Here is a 17,550-nt window from a genome sequence, read left to right on the forward strand (position 1 = left end):
CCGAGCTGCGAGGACCTTCAGGGCCTGCGGCGATAATGGTCGGCATGGGACGGAAGAGCAGGGCCGATCGCGGCGCGGACCGAACACGTACGGCCGCGGAGCCACAGCCCGCGCTCACCGGTCCCGGCGGCCGCACGCACGCGCAGGGCCCGCTCACCCGTCCCGTCGACTCCGGGCTGGCGGAGCTGCGCCCCGACCGCGACCGCCCCGGCGCCTGGTCGCTGCTGATCGACGGCGCCCCGCAGTCGATGGTCGACCTCGCCGACCCGACCCACCTGGGCTTCGAGTACCAGCGCCGCCTCGGCCACCTGATCGACCTGGTCGCCCCGGCCGGCCGGCCGCTGACCGTGCTGCACCTCGGCGGCGGCGCCCTCACGCTGGCCCGCTACGTCGCGGCCACCCGGCCCCGCTCCCGCCAGCAGGTCGCCGAGATCGACACCGCGCTCACCGAACTCGTCCGCACCGAACTCCCGTTGGAGCGCGGATGGCAGATCAAGGTGCGCGGCTCCGACGCCCGCAGCGTCCTGGAGCGGACTCCCGAGGGCAGCGTCGACCTGGTGATCACCGACGTCTTCTCCGGCGCCCGGGTGCCGGCCCACTGCACGACCGTCGAGTTCACGGCGCTGGCCGACCGGGCCCTGGCCCCCGGCGGCTGGTACGCGGTGAACATCGCCGACGGCGCGGCCCTGCCGTTCGCCCGTTCGCAGATCGCCACCCTCGGTGCGGTCTTCCCCGAGCTGTGCCTGGTCGCGGACCCGGCCGTACTGCGCGGCAAGCGCTTCGGCAACCTCGTCCTGGCCGCCGCCCACGTCCCGTTCCCGTTGGCCGACCTGGGTCGCAAGGTGGCCACCGACGCCGCCCTCGGCCGGGTCGAACACGGCCGCGCCCTGGCCGACTTCGCCGCCGGCGCCACCCCGGCCACGGACGCCGGCGCGGCCCCCTCCCCGACCCCGCCCCCGGGCACCTTCCGATAGGGCCGGTCCGACGGCTCCCGCCGCGTGGCGTCCGTGCCGGGCCGCTCAGTGTCCGCGGGGCAGCCCCCGGTGCTTGCACATCGCGGCGCCGGTGAGCAGCAGCCCGGCCGCGATGGGGGCGAGGACGGCGGCGCCGGTGCCCGAAGTGCCGTGTACGGCCGTCGCGGTGGCGGCGCCGGTGAGTGCGAGGTCCTCCGGGGCCGCCGGGCGGTTCGGCGCCGCCGCCGGGCCTGCCCCGGAGCCGCTCGGGGCCGGACGGCCGTGGGTGGCGCGACCCGTTCGGTCGGCGGCCTCCTGGACGGGCGGCGGAGCGGCCGGGCCGCGCTGTTCGCCGGGGGGAGGGGCGGGTCGTGCCGCGCCGGGGCCGGTCCGCCCCGGGGGCTCGGGCGGTCCGGTCGGGCCGTTGTCCCGGGAGGCGCGCGACTCCGCGGTGCGGGCCTGGTCCGGAGCCGTGTCCAGCAGTCCGGAGGCGATCGCGAACGCGTCCGGGACGGCGGCCCGTTGGCCGGGCAGGGGCAGGCCGCCCGCCCTGATCCGGTCCTGCAGCAGATCGTCCACCGGCGCCGTCGCGTCCTCCAGGCCGGGTACCGGGAGGGCGGCGGGGGAGGCCCCGGCCGTGGAGCCGGTCAGCTGTCCGAGCAGTCCGGGGGAGCCGGCCTGGCCGGGAGAGGGCGAGGGTGGTTGTCCGGTGGGGAGTGCGGCGGGGCGCGCGGGCGCCGAGGGGCCGGGTCCGCCCGCTTCGGCGGCGCGTTCGGCCGGTTCGCCGTCGAAGGTCCGCCCACTGCCCAGGGTCCGGCCGACGGCGCGGCTCACCGGATCCGGGAGCGGGTCGGCCGCCGCCGCGTACGCCCCGGCCACCCCCAGCCCCCAGAGCTGTGCGAGCAGCGCCCCGCCGGCTGCGACGGCGCGTGGGCGGGGCAGCCACCGGCCGGCCGCGCGCCCCGCCCCGCTCGCGCCGCTCGTACCGCCGACACCGCGTCGGGCGGCTTCCAGGGCCTTGGTCGCGTGATTGGCTCGCACGTGAGTTGAGAACGAGCGGACGGCACCCGAGGTCACGGCCGCCGCCCCGGACTGCCGCTGCGCCGGGGACCGGGCCGGGGCGGCGTCGGTCCGCCGCCGCCCCGACCCGGCCGGTGCTGCGGGCCCCGGGTGATCAGGAGTTGGGGCGCAGCGTCCAGATGACGGTCATGACGCCGGTCACGGCCCCGTCGGCGCGGGTGATCTCGACCGTGACGGGGAACTCCGGGCGCTCGCCCTTGTCCAGCTCCGCGACGATGTCGGCGGCCGGGCGGCCCAGCACGGCGGTCGCGGTGACCACGCCCATCGCCAGCTTCTTGTACGCGATCTCGGCGCTCACCGCGAGCGGCACGGCACGCGAGAGCTGGTCGCCGAAGGCGCTCAGGACGATGCAGCCACTGGCCGACTCGGCGAGCGTGAACATCGCGCCGGCGTGCGGTCCGCCGACGTGGTTGTGGTACTCGGGCTGGTCGGGCAGCTGCAGGACGGCCCGCTCCGGGGTGGTCTCCAGGTACTGCAGCTTGAGCGTGCGCGCCATCGGCACGGTCGAGTCGAGCAGCTGTCCGATCGAAGGTGTGGTCATGGCAACGATGTTACTAGTGGGTAGCTTCCGAGGGAACCTCCCGAGGCGCTCGGCCCCGCCTTCGGGCCCGGCGTTCCCTCGCGCCTCCCGGGATCTGAGGGAACGCCGAAACGCCTGAGGGGCCGATCTCTTCAAGAGATCGGCCCCTCAGGCTCTGGGGTGAGTGACGGGACTTGAACCCGCGGCCACCTGGACCACAACCAGGTGCTCTACCAACTGAGCTACACCCACCATGCGTCCGGTCCGTTCCCGCTCTTCGCGTTCCCGTTCCGACAGGAAGAACTCTACAGGATCCGAGAGGGTGCTCGCGCCAGGGTTCCGACCAGGGTTCCGATCGGGCGGGAGGGAGTGCTCGGCCGCCCCGTCCGACACCGTCCGGAGGGCTCCGGACGAGGGCGGGCGGGGCGGCGGCGGAGGGTCAGCCCGTCGGCGCCTGGTACTTCTCGGCGATCGCCCGCGCGGTGTCGGTGTCCGGGCCCGGCTGGGCGACGAACACCGCCTCGCGGTAGTACCGCAGTTCGTCGATGCTCTCGCGGATGTCCGCGAGCGCCCGGTGGTTGCCGCCCTTCTGCGGGCTGTTGTAGTACGCCCTCGGGTACCAGCGGCGGGCCAGCTCCTTGATCGAGGAGACGTCCACGATCCGGTAGTGCAGGTGGCCCTCCAGGGCCGGCATGTCCCGGGCGAGGAAACCGCGGTCGGTGGCCACCGAGTTCCCGCACAGCGGCGTCTTGCCGGCCTCCGGCACCTGCTCGCGGATGTAGGCGAGCACCAGCGCCTCGGCCTCGGCGAGCGTCACACCGTGCTCCAGCTCGTCGAGCAGACCGGAGGAGGTGTGCATCGCGCGCACCACCTCGGGCATGTTCGCCAGCGCCTCGGCGGGCGGTCGGATGATGACGTCGACACCCTCGCCGAGGATGTTCAGCTCGGAGTCCGTCACCAGTGCCGCGACCTCGACCAGGGCGTCCCGGTCGAGGTCGAGGCCTGTCATTTCACAGTCGATCCATACCAAACGGTCATTCACGCCACTCACCCTACGGCGCGATCACGCGCCGCGGGCACCGGTGGAGCCGAGCGAGGTGTCGCCGTCCGGCCCTCCGGGGCGTGCTCGTCCTGGTCGTGGCCCTCCGCCTCGTGGCCCTCGTGGACCTCGTGCGGTGCGCGGACCGGGTGCCCGTCCCGCGCGGAACGGCTGTCCCGGGCCTCCCGGGCGGCCTCCGGAGCCCCGGCGCGGCCGCCCTGCGGACGGACCTGGGCACCGCGGCCCTGACGGGCCCGGCCCTCCGGGGTCGCGGGGGCCGACGGCGCCGGCAACCGGCCGGCGGGCGCGCCGTGCCCTCGGCCGCCGCCGTTGGCCGAACCGCCGGAACCGGACTCGTCCACCGGGCGCTCGGGCGTGCTGCGGTGCCCCTGGCCCTGGCCGCGCGCACCCGGTTGGGGGTGGCCGTCCTCGGCCGCGGCGTGCTCCGCCGTGCGCGGCGGACGCCCCGCCCCGGGACCGGCCTGCGCCGGGACCAGCGGCGGACGGGCCGGACCGCGGCCCGATCCCCCCGGCTGGCCGGGGTGCTGCTGGTGCGCCGCCGGCTGGTGCGGGTACGGCTGCGCCGCGCGGGCGTGGAACGCCTGCGAGGGCTGCTGAGCGGCGTGCCCGGGGTTGCCGGACGCCGGCTGGAGCGGATGCTGGCCGTGCTGCCCGCCCGGCCCCGGGTACCCCGGGTGCCCGGACTGCCCGGGCACTGCTCCACCCGCCGCGGCGGCCGCCGCGTGCGAACCGGCCGACTGCGGCGCCGCGCCCGCCAACCGGAGGTCACCGGGGTACGCCGCCGGGGCCGCGGTCTGCGGCCCGGGGCGACGTGCCCGGTAGCTGGTCCGGTACGCGGCAGGCGAGACCCCGAGCTGGCGCCGGAAGTGCCCGCGCAGCGCCACCGGGGACCGGAAGCCGCAGCGGCGGGCGACATCGTCCACCGACAGTTCCGACGTCTCCAGCAGCCGCTGCGCCTGGAGCACCCGCTGGGTGATCAGCCACTGCAGCGGGGCACTGCCGGTGAGCGTGCGGAACCGCCGGTCGAAGGTGCGCCGGCTCATGTACGCGCGAGCCGCCAGCACCTCGACGTCGAACTGCTGGTTGAGGTTCTCCAGCGCCCAGGTGACCACCTCGGCCAGCGGGTCGTTGCCGATCTCCTCCGGTAAAGACTGATCGATGTACTGGGCCTGTCCTCCGCCGCTGCGGCGGCTGGGCACCACGAGCCGGCGGGCGAGCGCGTTGGCGGCCTCGGCGCCGTGGTCGCTGCGCACCACGTGCAGGCACAGGTCGATCCCGGCGGCGGTGCCGGCCGAGGTCAGGACGTCGCCGTCGTCGACGAACAGCTCCCGGGGGTCGACGTGGACCCGGGGGTAGCGCTTGGCGAGGGTCGGCGCGTACATCCAGTGCGTGGTCGCCGGGCGCCCGTCCAGCAGGCCGGCGGCGGCGAGCACGAACGCGCCGGTGCAGAGCCCGATGATCCGCGCGCCCTCGTGGTGGGCCTTGCGCAGGGCCGTGATGGCCTCCACCGGCGGCGGCTGCGAGATCGAGCGCCAGGCCGGGACGACGATCGTGCCGGCCCGGGCGAGGGCCTCCAGCCCGTACGGGGCGGAGAGGGTGAGGCCGCCGGTGGTGGCCAGCGGGCCCTCCTCCCCGGCGCAGACCAGCAGGCGGTAGCGCGGCACCCCGGCGTCCTGACGGTCGACGCCGAAGACGGAGAGCGGGATCGAGCTCTCGAAGATCGGGGCACCGCCGAAGATCAGCACCGCGACGGTCTCCCGCCGGCGCCGGCCCGAGAGCTTCCGGGGCGCGGCCGCCATCACGGGGACCGAGGGCCCGTTCGAGCCGGACCCGGCCGTCGTACCGTGGCCCGCTCCGCCGTGGCCGGCCGGGTTGTGGCCGGGGGCGCCGGCTCCGGGGGCGCCGAGTCCGAGCGGACCCGACGGGACGCCGCCGACCGTCATGCCGACGGACGGGGTGCCGAGCGCCGAGGCGCCGACCGGGCCGCCGGAGAAGGCCGGGTAGCCCGCGCTCGGCGCGGCGTGCGCCACAGGTTGGCCGGTAACCGACGGGCCGCCGCCCGCCCCCGCGCCGACTCCCTGGCCGGATCCGGGATTGACGAACGGTCGGTTGACGGACCGTCCGCCGTGCTCCGGGGAGCCGGAGAAGGGGGATGCCCCGAAGCTGCCGGAGGCCCCTGTGGCGGATGTGACGGATGGGACGGAAGATGCCGCAGAGGTGTACGAGGCGGCGCTGGAGGTGCCGGAGGTGCGGGGGGTGGCAGCGATGGCTGGGGCGCCGGTGCTTCTCGCGGGACGACCCGTGATGCCGGTCGCGGCCTGGCCGCTGTCAGGACCCGCGTCGCTCCTGCTCACCCTGCTCAAGGCGCTCAAGCCCCCTCGGTGGTGTGGTGTGGTGGTGCGGCACTGCTGGCCAAGATCGAATCTATCGGGTGGACCGTTGCCGTTGTGACAAGTTCACCATCCGACGCTATGTCGACATGGCAATTTGGCGTGATGCATTCGATCACGAAGCGTGGCACCCGTCGACCCTTCTGGGAAGGGGGCCGGTGCAACGGTGGCTGGTTGTCGCGGGACTGGTCCTGGGGCGCCCGGCTTCGGCGGACCCGGCCGGCGGGTCTGGGCTGCGGGTTTGCCCAAGGGCGAGGGAGCCGCGCGAGATTGACCGAAAATCGGCGGTGCACGGGAGGGCGCACGCAGACGAAGTGTGCGCCGCCCTGGCTTCATCCGGCCAGTGCCGGGGCCCGTGACCGGCTGTCGGCCCGGCGCGCTACCGTCCTGCTGTGAACACTCGCAGCCGGCTCGAACTGGCCAACGACAACGCCGCCGCGTTCTGGCTCGCCCAGGCCCGGGCGCACGGCTGGCAGCAGCTCGCCCGCCCCGGGTTCACCGCCGTTCGCTGCGCCCGCACCCCGACCGATGCCCATCGCATCGTGGTCACCCGACCGTACGGCGAACCGGCCGGGCTGGAAGAGGAATTGGCGGTCCTGTTCAAGGAGTGGTCCACCGTCGGGCTCACTGTGGAGGACCCGTACGGCGGGCTCGACCTGGAGCGTTTCGGCTGCTCGCACGGCCCGGCGATGGCGGTCATGGTCCGCGAGCCCGGCCCGCTCGACGCCCGCGCGGCGGGGGAGGGTGCGCGTGGTGGCCGGTCCCTGACGGTCGATGAGGTGCTGGACGGGGACGGGTTCGCCGAGGTGGAGCGGGCGGTGGTCGAGGGCTTCCCGATCCCGGCCCGCCGGCCCTGGACCAGGGGCGTGATGCTGCCGGAGCCGCTGCTGCACCAACCGGGACTCCGTGCCTGGCGCGGCCGCGTCGACGGCGTGACGGCCGGAGCCTGCCTGACCTACGACGACGGCCGCGCCACCGGGGTGTACTGGGTCGCGACGCTTCCCGACCACCGCTCCCGGGGCGTGGCGCGCGCCGTGCTGGAGGCGGCGCTCGCCGCGGCGCACCCCGACCGCCCGGCGACCCTGGTGGCCACCGCGCTCGGTGAGCCGCTCTACCGCAAGCTCGGCTTCACCGAGCAGGGCCGTACCACCTGGTGGACCCGCTGACCCGCTGACCGGGTGCCCGGGCGGTCCGGGCGGTCCGGGCGGGCCAACCGCGCGGCCCGGTAGCCGGGCTTGACCGGCCGTGGCGGAGCCCGGCTACCGGGCGACCGCCGCGGCGACGGTCTGTGCAGACACGGCCGGGCGCAGGCCCGGGCCCGGCCGCATCAGCGAGACCGACGAGACCGGTGGCGCGGGAGGCGACGAGGGCTGCGTGGGCGGCGCGGCGAACCTGGTGCGCGCGGGGCGCTCAGGGCGCTCGTGGCGTTCCAGGTGGTCGTGGCGTTCGGGGCGTTCCGGGTGGTCGAGTTTGGGCGGGGCGGCGGACCGGGCGCCCCCGGCAGGTGACCTGTCGCCCGGCTCGGCAACTTCGCCGGACCGGTTTCGGACAGCGGATCTTGTCGAGGAGCCGGGTGCACCGCCCCCCGCCGACTGCGCGGCGGAAGGCGCACGCGGGCCGTCCGGGGCGGACAGTGCGATACGCGCGCTGGGCCGTGCGCTGCTGGGCGCTGCCGCCGTACCGCTCCTGTCCCAGGTACCGACCGGTGCGGCGCCGGCCGCCCTGCGCTGGAGCGGGCCGCCGGTCCGGATCCCCGGGCGGGCGCCGGGGGCATTGCGGGCGGAGAGCACCTGCCCGACGGCCTCCGGAAGCCCGGCCGCCTTCAGGGTCGGCCGATAGCCGGGCTCGGCCCAGGGCCGCCCGTGGTGCAGCCAGACGCTGCGCAGGCCGGCCAGCTCCGCGCCCGCGATGTCGGCGGGGGCGTGGTCCCCGACCATCCAGGTGTGCGAGGTCCAGTCGCCGGTGGGCGCGACGCCGCAGCGCTGGGCCGCGATCTCGAAGATCAAGGGGTCGGGCTTGAGGCACTCGGCCTCCTCCGAGATCACCCAGCCGTCGACCAGCGGGCCGAGTCCGGTGCGTCGGATCTTCTCCAACTGCGGTCGGGTGCTGCCGTTGCTGACGATGCCGAGTGTCCAGCCGGCGGCCCGTGCCGCCCGCAGCGCGTCGATGTGTCGGGACGGGCAGTGGATGTGGGAGTTGATGCCGCGTCGGTAGTGCGCGAGCAGGAACTCCATGGACTCGTCCAACCCGTAGCGGCGCTGGGCGGCGGACAGTACGGTGCTGCGCGGCACGTAGCCGCCGCCGTCGATGGTGACGAGCCAGTCGAGGTCGGCGGGCGGCAGCCTCCGTTCGGCCAGAAAATCCTGAGCCCAGGCCCGGAAAGCGGCATCCCTGGGGAGCAGCGTGTTGTCGAGGTCCAGCAGGAGCAGGGGCATGCCGAGCATGGTGTCAGCGGCTGCGCCTATGCATCTGGCAAATGCCAGAGACGGTCGTCAACCCGTACGAATTGGCCGAAACGGCTACCAGGGCGGAGGACGGCGCCCAGGAGCGGGGTGACGGGTGGGGCGTAGGAGAGCCGGTGGGGCAGGCGGAGGCTCTCCAGGCGGCCCGCCCGGTGTGAGCCTCGGCCACATCGTGCGGCGGCGGTCGGCAACGGATCGTTGCCGATCAATGACAGTCCGGTCACGGTGTCCCGGTGGCCTGTTGCCATGTCCCGGCCTGCTCAGTCAAGCTCCAGAGAACCTCCTTCAGCCAGAGGGGGCGTGACCGCCTGCCGATAGGGGCGCATTGCTGTCCGCGGGCGCATCCCCCATTCGCGGGAACACAGTCGTTCCGGGGCTCCGCCGCTGGGCTGAGCCCCGCGCCCGTCGTACTCTGAAAGGAATAGGTCACATACGGTGGTGCTCGGCGCAGACCGACGTCGTCCCGTGGGCGGGCCTGCTGCCCGGGCAGCGTTGTCCTCTCCTGTCGGCCCATCTCCCTCGAAGAGCCGTGAGCCATGGCTGGTTTTGAGTCCTTCCGACCGGTTGAACCGGACACGGTCCGCAGTGCGGGCGCAGTGGCCGGGGCAGACGCCGTCGACCGTGACGACCTCGGTGGAGACCTTGATGGAGACCTCGGTGGAGCCACGCGTTCCCGGGGCCGTTCCCGTTCCCTGCGCAACATCGCCCGCCGTGGCCGCCCCGGTTCGCGCCAGCGGCGGGACGAGCAGCGGGCCGGCTCCGCGGAGGCCGAGATGACCGGCCGCCTCGGCCCCGGTGCGGACCGCTCGGGAGGCTCCGGGCTGCCGGGCGCGCCTGGCGAGCCGGCGGTCCAGGAGGCGCCCGTACGCCCCTGCGATCCGGCTTTCCAGCACGGTGTGGTGGTGGGCTTCGACGGCTCGCTGTCGAGCGAGCGGGCGCTCGCCTACGCGGTGGGCATGGCCCGGCGCTCACAGTGCGGGCTGGTGATCGTGCACGTCGCCAACCGCCTGCCTGCCACGGTCTGGGCGGGCTGTGAACCTCCCGTCTTCGTCGACCTCCCGGATCACCGGACCGAGGTCCTCGGCCTGGAGCTCGCCTGTGCCGACTTCCTTGCCGGCGTGCCCTGGATCCTGGTCGAGCGCGGCGGCGACATCTGTCACGAGATCGAGGAGGTCGGCCGCGAGTACGCCGCCGACGCCATCGTGGTCGGCAGTACGCACGGCCTGCTCGGCAAGATCTTCGGTTCGGTCTCGGGTCGACTGGCCCGTCGCGCCAACCGGCCGGTCATCGTCATCCCCTGACGTCCCTTCCGGCCGCGGGGTGCCGGCGGATGGGCGCGGGGGTGAGGAATGAGGGGCGCGGTCGGATCGTGCCCGCAGCGGTGGTGAGGCCCGGCCCCGGGGTCGGCCGGTGTGGGCCGTCGGTGCGGGCCGTCGGTGCGGGCCGTCGGTGCGGGCCGTCGGCGCTGCTGGCATGAGTACTCGTACGTGCTCGTGAGTGCTGGGGGTTGGTAACTCCCTTCCGTGTCAGGGTTGGTGACCGGCCGTCGGTCGGGGGCCCGGAGTGGCGGGCCCCCGACCGGGCCGGAGCGGAGCTCAGGACTGGATGCCGAGCTCCCGGGCGATGAGCATCCGCTGGACCTCCGAGGTGCCCTCGCCGATTTCGAGGATCTTGCTGTCGCGCCAGAACCGGGCGACCGGGAATTCGTTCATGAAGCCGTACCCGCCGTGGATCTGGGTCGCCTCGCGGGCGTTGTCGACGGCGGCCTCGGACGAGTACAGCTTGGCGATCGCGGCCTCCTTCTTGAACGGTTCGCCGTGCAGCAGCCGGGAGGCGGCGTCCCGCCAGGCCAGGCGGGAGGTGTGTGCGCGCATCTCCATGTCGGCGAGCTTGAACTGGATGGCCTGGTTGGCGCCGATCGGCCGGCCGAAGGCCCGGCGGGTGCCGGCGTAGAGGACGGACTGGTCGACGCACCCCTGGGCCAGGCCGGTGGCCAGGGCTGCGATCGCGATGCGGCCCTCGTCGAGGATCCGCAGGAACTGGGCGTAGCCTCGGCCACGCTCGCCCAGCAGGTTGGCCGCAGGAACGCGGCAGTCGGTAAAGGACAGTTCGCGGGTGTCGGATGCGTTCCACCCGACCTTCGAGTACTTCTTGGAGACCTGGAACCCCGGGGTTCCCGTGGGCACGATGATGGAAGAGATTTCGCGCTGTGGCGAGGAGAATTCGCCCTCTTCACTCGAACGAGCGATCGGTTCGGTGAGCGCGGTGACCGTGACCAGCCCGGTGATCTCGGTGCCGGAGTTGGTGATGAAGCACTTGGTGCCGTTGATGACCCACTCGTCGGTGGCCTCGTCGTAGCGGGCCGTGGTGCGGGTCGCGCCGGCGTCGGAGCCGCCCTCGGGCTCGGTCAGGCCGAACGCGCCGAGGAGTTCGCCGGAGGTCAGCCGGGGCAGCCACTCGCGCTTCTGCTCCTCCGTCCCGAAGCGGTAGATCGGCATCGCGCCGAGCGACACCGCCGCCTCCAGGGTGATCGCGACCGAGGAGTCGACCCGGGCGAGTTCCTCCAGGGTGAGGCAGAGCGCGAAGTAGTCGCCGCCCATGCCCCCGTACTCCTCCGAGAAGGGCAGGCCGAACAGGCCCATCCGCCCCATCTCCCGAACGATCTCGTAGGGGAACTCGCCCTGCTCGTAGAACTCGCCGATCTTCGGCGCGACCACGTCCTGGGCGAACTCGGCGACGGTGCGCCGCAGTTCCTCGTACTCGCTGTTCAACCGGTGATCGAGCATGGTGATCCTCCTGGAGCCCGGCCGGGGGTGGCCGCGGGGCGTGATCGGGATGACCGGCGTCCGTCCGATGGTGTGACGGACCACGGTGTGGTCGGAAGGGAGGCGGGGGTGCCGCGTGGACGGGGTGCCGTGCGGACGGGGTGCACCGGCCGGGCTCCGGGGCCCGGGGACCGGCCGGCGGCAGGGTCGGGGAGGTCAGCCCCGGTCGGCGCCGAGCAGCGCCTGGACGGTGCGGGACGGGCTCGGACGGCCGAGTCGGCGGGCCATCCAGCCGCTGGTGGCGACCAGGGCGCGCAGGTCGACGCCGGTCCGGATGCCGAGGCCGTGCAGCATCCAGACCAGGTCCTCGGTGGCCAGGTTTCCGGTGGCGCTCTTGGCGTAGGGGCAGCCGCCCAGGCCGCCCGCCGAGGCGTCGACCGTGGCGATGCCGCAGCGCAGCGCCGCCAACGTGTTGCTGAGCGCCTGGCCGTAGGTGTCGTGGAAGTGCACGGCGAGCCGCTCGGTCGGCACGCCCGCCGCCGCGAAGCCCTCCAGCAGGGCGGTGACCTGGCCCGGGGTCGCCACGCCGATGGTGTCGCCGAGGCTCAGCTCGGTGCAGCCCATCTCCAGCAGGCGCACGCCGAACCCGATCACCTGGGCGGCCGGGACCGGGCCCTCCCACGGGTCGCCGAAGCACATCGAGAGGTAGCCGCGGACCCGTACGCCGGCGGCGGTGGCCCGTTCCACGACCGGTTCGAACATGGCCATCGCCTCGTCGGCCGACCGGTTCAGGTTGCGGCGGGCGAAGGTCTCGGTCGCGCTGGCGAACACGGCGATGTCGGTGGCGTGGTGGGCGAGCGCGCGGTCCAGGCCGCGCTCGTTGGGCACCAGCACCGGCAGCCGCAGCCCGGGGTGACGGGCGGGCAGGTCGGCGAGGCGCGGCACGAGCTCCTCGGCGTCGGCGAGCTGCGGCACCCACTTCGGGTGGACGAAGCTGGTGGCCTCGACCGTGCGCAACCCGGCGTCGGCGAGCCGGGCGATGAACTCGGCCTTGACCTCGACGGGCACCAGCGAGCCCTCGTTCTGCAGCCCGTCACGCGGCCCGACCTCGTGGATCCGGACCTCCTCGGGCAGCCCCGGGGCGCCGACCGCGTCCGGCAGGCCGAGGTCGAGCGCGTCGGGCTCGGAGGCGGGGGAGGCGGCGGTCATGACCGCACCTCGGCCGCCACGGTGGTGCCGGCCAGGGGCGACGCGTCGGCGGACCCGGCGTCCGGGGCCCGGCCGGTCGGCTCCTCCGCTGCGGGGGCGACCACGACCAGCACCTCGTCCATGGCCACGGTGGCTCCTGCGGCGACGCGCAGCTCGGCCACGGTGCCGTCGTGCGGCGCGGCGATCACGTGTTCCATCTTCATGGCCTCCAGGACGAGCAGGGCCTGGCCCTGACGGACCTGTTCGCCGGCCGAGGTCTTCACGACGGTCACCGTCCCGGGCATCGGGGCGGTGAGCGCGCCGTGGTGGGCGGCCCCGGCCGAGGTGCTCTCGCCGACGGCGTCGTAGGAGTGCACGGGCCAGGCGTCGCCGTCGATCCCGAGCCAGGTCACCGGGCCGGTGGCGACCGGGCCGGCGGCGTTGTCGGTGGTCTGCGCGAACGTCGTCTGCAGACCGTCGACGGTCAGGTGCAGACGGCCGCCGACGCGTACGGCCCGGGCGCGGTGGACCGGACCGGAGCCGAGCCGGAGTTCCACCTCGGGAGTGACACCCGGGGGAATGTCAGTGGCCTCGGCTACGTTGCTCGCAGTGATCGGACGGACGCGCACCGACACCGGTTCCTGGCCGGGGGCCCGGAGTCGGTGAGTGGTCCAGGCCGGATCGCCGCCCATGCGCCAGCCGGAGGGAAGGGAGAACGGATCGGTCCAGCCGACGGTGTCGGTGACGGGAGCGAGGTCCAGGTGCCGTGCGAGCGCGGCCGCGTAGTAGAGGAGGTGGACGGGCGTCGGCGCCTCGGGCGACAGCGGACCGGAGCCCTCGCCAGAGCCCTCGACGGAGGCTTCGGCGCGGGATTCGACGGAGATCTCGGGAGCGGATTCCGGAGCGGATCCGGAAGCGGCCAGGGCGGCCGGGGAGTAGGGCGAGGCCAGCATCGCGGGGTGCTGCTGCGCCGTCTGCTCGACCAGACCGGTGTCCAGGCGGCCGGCGGCGACCTCGGGGTGTGCGAGCAGTCGTCGCAGGAAGCCGGTGTTGGTGGTCACGCCCAGGATCCGGGTGTCCGCCAGCGCGGCACGCAGCCGGCGCAGCGCGGTCGGGCGGTCGGGCCCGTACGCGATGACCTTGGCGAGCATGGGGTCGTAGGAGCTGGTGATCACGGTGCCCGGGGCGACACCGGAGTCCACCCGGATGCCTTCGCCCTGCGGCTCGTCCAGGACGAGGATGCGGCCGCCGGTGGGGAGGAAGTCCCTCTCCGGGTCCTCGGCACAGATACGGGCCTCGATGGCGTGGCCCAGGAAGGAGACGTCCGGCTGGGTGAAGGAGAGGTGCTCGCCTGCGGCGATCCGCAGCTGCCACTCGACCAGGTCCAGCCGTCGGGGCCGGGCCGTGGCGGTCCCGTCGGCGTCGCCTCCGGCGGCACTGCCACCGATGGCGATCGCGAGTTCGGTGACGGGGTGCTCCACCTGGAGACGGGTGTTCATCTCCATGAAGAAGAAGTCCCGTACCCCCTCGGCGGGGGTGGGGGAGTCCGGGTCGAGGCCGGGGACGATGAACTCCACGGTGCCGGCCCCGGTGTAACCGCAGGACTCGGCCGCCCGGACGGCCGCTGCGCCCATCGCGGCGCGGGTCTCGGCATTGAGGAGAACGGAGGGTGCCTCTTCGATCAGCTTCTGGTGGCGGCGCTGCAGGCTGCACTCGCGCTCGCCGAGGTGGACGGTGGTGCCGTGGGCGTCGGCGAGCACCTGCACCTCGATGTGGCGGGGCCGGTCGATCCAGCGCTCCAGCAGCAGGGTGTCGTCACCGAAGGCGGTGCGGGCGACGCGCCGTGCGGCGGCGATCTCGGTCGGCAGCTCGGCCGGGTCCCGGACGAGGCGCATGCCCTTGCCGCCGCCACCGGCGGAGGGCTTGAGCAGGACGGGGTAGCCGATCTCCTCGGCGGCCGCGACGAGTTCCTGGTCGGTGGGCGCGGTGGCCTGGCTGCCCGGGACCACCGGCACGCCGGCGGTCCGTACGGCCTCCTTGGCGTTGATCTTGTCGCCCATCAGCTCGACCGCGGAGGGCGGCGGCCCGATGAACGCCAGGCCGGCGTCGGCGCAGGCACGGGCGAAGGCGGCGTTCTCGGCGAGGAAGCCGTAGCCGGGGTGGACGGCCTGGGCCCCGGTGCGGCGGGCGGCGGCGAGGATCTGGTCGGTCCGCAGGTAGGTCTCGGCCGCGGAGCTGTCGCTGCGGTCGGCCGGTCCGAGCCGTACCGCGACGTCGGCCTCGCGGACGTGGGGTGCGTCGGCGTCCGCGTCGCTGAACACGGCGACCGAACGCACACCGAGCCGCCGAAGGGTGCGGATCACCCGGACGGCGATCTCGCCACGGTTGGCGACCAGAACTGTGTCGAACATGGGAGGCGTTCCTCCGGGTCGAGGGGAGCCGTACGAAGGAGGTGGTGGAAGGGCCGGCCGCGCGTCGGGCGCGGCCGGCGGTCGCATCCGGAAACCGGAGGTCACATCCGGAAGACGCCGTACGGGCCGGGCGGCGGGAGCGGCGCGTTGGAGCAGGCGGTGAGGGCGAGGCCGAGGACGGTGCGGGTGTCCATCGGGTCGATCACCCCGTCGTCCCAGAGCCGGGCGGTGGCGTAGTAGGCGTTGCCCTGGCGCTCGTACTGCTCGCGGACGGGGCGCTTGAACTCCTCCTCCGCCTCGGTCGGCCACTGTTCGCCGTGGCCCTCCAACTGGTCGCGGCGGACGGTGGCCAGCACGGAGGCGGCCTGTTCGCCGCCCATCACGGAGATCTTGGCGCCCGGCCACATCCACAGGAAGCGAGGCGAGTAGGCCCGGCCGCACATCGAGTAGTTGCCGGCTCCGTACGAGCCGCCGATCACCACGGTCAGCTTCGGGACGCGGGTGCAGGCGACGGCGTTCACCATCTTGGCGCCGTTCTTGGCGATGCCGCCCGCCTCGTACTGCCGGCCGACCATGAACCCGGTGATGTTCTGCAGGAAGAGGAGGGGGATGCCCCGCTGGTCGCACAACTCGATGAAGTGGGCGCCCTTGAGGGCGGACTCCGAGAACAGCACGCCGTTGTTGGCGACGATGCCGACGGGGTGGCCGTGGATCCGGGCGAAACCGGTCACCAGGGTCGCGCCGTACTCGGCCTTGAACTCGGCGAACCGGCTTCCGTCGACCAGTCGCGCGATCACCTCGCGGACGTCGTAGGGCGTGCGCGGGTCCACCGGGACGGCGCCGTAGAGGCCGGCCGGGTCGACGGCGGGCGGCTCGGCCGAGGTGAGCGGCCAGGGCCTGGCCGGGCGAGGGCCGAGCCCGGCGACGATGGTGCGCACGATCGAGAGCGCGTGGGCGTCGTCCTCGGCCAGGTGGTCCGTCACTCCGGAGGTGCGGGAGTGGAGGTCGCCGCCGCCGAGTTCCTCGGCCGTGACGACCTCGCCGGTGGCGGCCTTCACCAGGGGCGGCCCGCCGAGGAAGATCGTGCCCTGGTTGCGGACGATGACGGCCTGGTCGCTCATCGCCGGTACGTACGCGCCGCCCGCGGTGCAGGAGCCGAGCACGGCGGCGATCTGCGGGATGCCGGCGGCCGAGAGGCGGGCCTGGTTGTAGAAGATCCGGCCGAAGTGGTCGCGGTCCGGGAAGACCTCGTCCTGCATCGGCAGGAAGGCGCCTCCGGAGTCCACCAGGTAGATGCAGGGGAGGCGGTTCTCCAGCGCCACCTCCTGGGCGCGCAGGTGCTTCTTGACCGTCATCGGGTAGTACGTGCCGCCCTTGACGGTGGCGTCGTTGGCGACGACCACCACCTCGCGTCCGGCGACCCGGCCGATGCCGGCGATCACGCCGGCCGCCGGTGCGGCGCCGTCGTACATCCCGTCGGCCGCCAGCGGGGCCAGTTCCAGGAAGGGGGAGGCCGGGTCGAGCAGGGTGTCCACCCGGTCGCGGGGGAGCAGCTTTCCGCGCGAGGTGTGCCGGGCCCGGGCCTTGGCGCCACCGCCGAGGGCGGCCGCGCCGAGCTTCTCGCGCAGCTCCCCGACGAGGGCCCGGTGGGCCTCGGTGTTCGAGCGGTAGGCCTCGGAGCCCGGGTCGACCGCGGTGCCGAGGCGGGGCGCGGGAGCGGTGGCTCCCGGTGGAACGGCTCCGGACCCGGCAGCCCCGGATGCCGCGCTGCCGTTGACGCCGGCGGATGTACCGGCGGTTGAGATGACCATCCCAAGAGCTCCCTTGCCCTCGGCACCGAATGGGCGGTAGGGCCAGGTGGGCCCTCGACCGTCACGTTAATGAGCGTTAACTCGTGCCGCCCAGGTTAACGGCCGATAACCCGACTGTCTACGATGGGCAGCATGCCGAACGTGCCAGCCGCCTCCGCGCTCCCACGCCGTGACCAGATCCGCAAGGAGGCCGCCCGGCTGTTCGCCGCCCGGGGCTTCCTGGGGGTGGGGGTCGACGAGATCGGGAAGGCCGTCGGGATCAGCGGCCCGGGGCTCTACCGGCACTTCGCGGGCAAGGACGCGATGCTCGCCGACCTCCTCATCGGCATCAGTGAGCGCCTGCTGGAGGAGGGGCGCCGCCGGGCGGGCGGCGGCGACGGCGCGGTCGCCGCGCTGGACGCGCTGATCAGCGGGCACGTCGACTTCGCACTCGACGACCGCGACCTGATCACCCTGCACGACCGGGAGCTGCTGAACCTCAAGGAGGAGGACCGGCGCAAGGTCCGCCGGCTCCAGCGCGGCTATGTCGAGCTGTGGGTGGACGTCGTCCGGGAGGCCCACCCGGCGCTTGCCGAGCCCTCCGCCGAACCCGTCGCGCGGGCCGCCGTGCACGCCGTCTTCGGGTTGATCAACTCGACCCCGCACAGCCTCGGCCCGAACCCCGTCCAGGGCGAGCGCGTCGGACTGCAGCGCGACGGCATGGCCGCCCTGCTGCACAGCCTGGCGCACGGCGCCTTCTCGGCGGCCGCCGAATCCGCAGGCCGGAGCTGAGGCGGGGCCGGAATCGGGGCGGGCCCCGCCCGGATCCGGCCTAGGTCCAAAGAAGGGCGACCTGCCGCCCCGCGGGCGGTGGGCGTTCGGCGCGTGGTCGGCCACGCTGGTACCAGGCGGCCCGGGCGGGCCCGCCCGG

At 74.2% G+C, this 17,550-nt stretch carries 12 protein-coding genes, 1 tRNA gene and 1 pseudogene; 4 read left to right on the top strand and 10 right to left on the bottom strand.

The genetic code is table 11. The annotated features are described in order from the left end of the window. Positions 1-44 precede the first annotated feature (44 nt). Positions 45-974: a spermidine synthase gene (locus tag ACFVVX_RS18035; RefSeq protein ID WP_387946518.1), complete on the top strand. Its 930-nt coding sequence runs from the start codon at positions 45-47 to the stop codon at positions 972-974. A gap of 45 nt (positions 975-1,019) precedes the next feature. Here the strand turns inward: ACFVVX_RS18035 and ACFVVX_RS18040 are convergent, their stop codons facing one another. The 5 genes and pseudogenes from ACFVVX_RS18040 to ACFVVX_RS18060 form a co-directional block, all read right to left on the bottom strand. Next, complete coding sequence (locus tag ACFVVX_RS18040) at positions 1,020-1,994, bottom strand: hypothetical protein (RefSeq protein ID WP_387946520.1); 975 nt, start codon at positions 1,992-1,994, stop codon at positions 1,020-1,022. 133 nt (positions 1,995-2,127) lie between these two features. Continuing rightward, the gene (locus tag ACFVVX_RS18045; RefSeq protein WP_387946522.1) at positions 2,128-2,574 is read right to left on the bottom strand and encodes a DUF4442 domain-containing protein; all 447 of its coding nucleotides are present in this window, start codon (positions 2,572-2,574) and stop codon (positions 2,128-2,130) included. A 155-nt stretch (positions 2,575-2,729) separates the two neighbouring features. Further along, positions 2,730-2,805, bottom strand: a tRNA-His gene (locus ACFVVX_RS18050). A gap of 187 nt (positions 2,806-2,992) precedes the next feature. Beyond that, positions 2,993-3,595: an oligoribonuclease gene (orn, locus tag ACFVVX_RS18055; RefSeq protein ID WP_387946524.1), complete on the bottom strand. Its 603-nt coding sequence runs from the start codon at positions 3,593-3,595 to the stop codon at positions 2,993-2,995. Between the two features lie 821 nt (positions 3,596-4,416). Next, positions 4,417-5,412, bottom strand: a pseudogene (locus tag ACFVVX_RS18060) (helix-turn-helix domain-containing protein); the annotation flags it as partial. 983 nt (positions 5,413-6,395) lie between these two features. Between ACFVVX_RS18060 and ACFVVX_RS18065 the strand changes: the two are divergent. Next, the gene (locus tag ACFVVX_RS18065; RefSeq protein WP_387946526.1) at positions 6,396-7,169 is read left to right on the top strand and encodes a GNAT family N-acetyltransferase; all 774 of its coding nucleotides are present in this window, start codon (positions 6,396-6,398) and stop codon (positions 7,167-7,169) included. A gap of 93 nt (positions 7,170-7,262) precedes the next feature. Here the strand turns inward: ACFVVX_RS18065 and ACFVVX_RS18070 are convergent, their stop codons facing one another. Next, complete coding sequence (locus ACFVVX_RS18070; RefSeq protein ID WP_387946528.1) at positions 7,263-8,438, bottom strand: HAD-IA family hydrolase; 1,176 nt, start codon at positions 8,436-8,438, stop codon at positions 7,263-7,265. Between the two features lie 800 nt (positions 8,439-9,238). Here ACFVVX_RS18070 and ACFVVX_RS18075 point away from each other — a divergent pair. Beyond that, the gene (locus tag ACFVVX_RS18075; RefSeq protein ID WP_387946530.1) at positions 9,239-9,766 is read left to right on the top strand and encodes a universal stress protein; all 528 of its coding nucleotides are present in this window, start codon (positions 9,239-9,241) and stop codon (positions 9,764-9,766) included. Between the two features lie 294 nt (positions 9,767-10,060). Here ACFVVX_RS18075 and ACFVVX_RS18080 read toward each other — a convergent pair whose 3' ends face one another. From ACFVVX_RS18080 to ACFVVX_RS18095, 4 genes are all read right to left on the bottom strand, one after another. Beyond that, complete coding sequence (locus ACFVVX_RS18080; RefSeq protein WP_387946532.1) at positions 10,061-11,251, bottom strand: acyl-CoA dehydrogenase family protein; 1,191 nt, start codon at positions 11,249-11,251, stop codon at positions 10,061-10,063. Between the two features lie 195 nt (positions 11,252-11,446). Beyond that, positions 11,447-12,439 (bottom strand): hydroxymethylglutaryl-CoA lyase, encoded by a 993-nt coding sequence (locus ACFVVX_RS18085; RefSeq protein ID WP_387946534.1) that lies wholly within the window; start codon positions 12,437-12,439, stop codon positions 11,447-11,449. Then, positions 12,436-14,829, bottom strand: a complete 2,394-nt coding sequence (locus ACFVVX_RS18090; protein ID WP_387946535.1) for an acetyl/propionyl/methylcrotonyl-CoA carboxylase subunit alpha — start codon at positions 14,827-14,829, stop codon at positions 12,436-12,438. Before ACFVVX_RS18090 ends, ACFVVX_RS18085 begins: the two co-directional genes overlap by 4 nt. 101 nt (positions 14,830-14,930) lie before the next feature. Then, positions 14,931-16,640 carry a carboxyl transferase domain-containing protein gene (locus ACFVVX_RS18095; RefSeq protein ID WP_387946537.1) on the bottom strand — a complete coding sequence of 570 codons (1,710 nt, stop codon included), beginning with the start codon at positions 16,638-16,640 and terminating at the stop codon, positions 14,931-14,933. A 132-nt stretch (positions 16,641-16,772) separates the two neighbouring features. Between ACFVVX_RS18095 and ACFVVX_RS18100 the strand changes: the two genes are divergently transcribed. After that, complete coding sequence (locus tag ACFVVX_RS18100) at positions 16,773-17,411, top strand: TetR/AcrR family transcriptional regulator (RefSeq protein ID WP_387946539.1); 639 nt, start codon at positions 16,773-16,775, stop codon at positions 17,409-17,411. Positions 17,412-17,550 lie beyond the last annotated feature (139 nt).

Source organism: Kitasatospora sp. NPDC058170 (genome assembly GCF_042883905.1).
Classification (GTDB): domain Bacteria; phylum Actinomycetota; class Actinomycetes; order Streptomycetales; family Streptomycetaceae; genus Kitasatospora.

What these genes read in the sequence shown, in the direction of transcription:
- ACFVVX_RS18035 (WP_387946518.1), top strand. Translation starts at nt 45, where the DNA reads ATGGGACGGAAGAGCAGGGCCGATCGCGGCGCGGACCGAACACGTACG.
- ACFVVX_RS18045 (WP_387946522.1), bottom strand. Translation starts at nt 2,574, where the DNA reads ATGACCACACCTTCGATCGGACAGCTGCTCGACTCGACCGTGCCGATG.
- ACFVVX_RS18070 (WP_387946528.1), bottom strand. Translation starts at nt 8,438, where the DNA reads ATGCCCCTGCTCCTGCTGGACCTCGACAACACGCTGCTCCCCAGGGAT.
- ACFVVX_RS18075 (WP_387946530.1), top strand. Translation starts at nt 9,239, where the DNA reads ATGACCGGCCGCCTCGGCCCCGGTGCGGACCGCTCGGGAGGCTCCGGG.
- ACFVVX_RS18080 (WP_387946532.1), bottom strand. Translation starts at nt 11,251, where the DNA reads ATGCTCGATCACCGGTTGAACAGCGAGTACGAGGAACTGCGGCGCACC.
- ACFVVX_RS18085 (WP_387946534.1), bottom strand. Translation starts at nt 12,439, where the DNA reads ATGACCGCCGCCTCCCCCGCCTCCGAGCCCGACGCGCTCGACCTCGGC.
- ACFVVX_RS18090 (WP_387946535.1), bottom strand. Translation starts at nt 14,829, where the DNA reads ATGTTCGACACAGTTCTGGTCGCCAACCGTGGCGAGATCGCCGTCCGG.
- ACFVVX_RS18095 (WP_387946537.1), bottom strand. Translation starts at nt 16,640, where the DNA reads ATGGTCATCTCAACCGCCGGTACATCCGCCGGCGTCAACGGCAGCGCG.
- ACFVVX_RS18100 (WP_387946539.1), top strand. Translation starts at nt 16,773, where the DNA reads ATGCCGAACGTGCCAGCCGCCTCCGCGCTCCCACGCCGTGACCAGATC.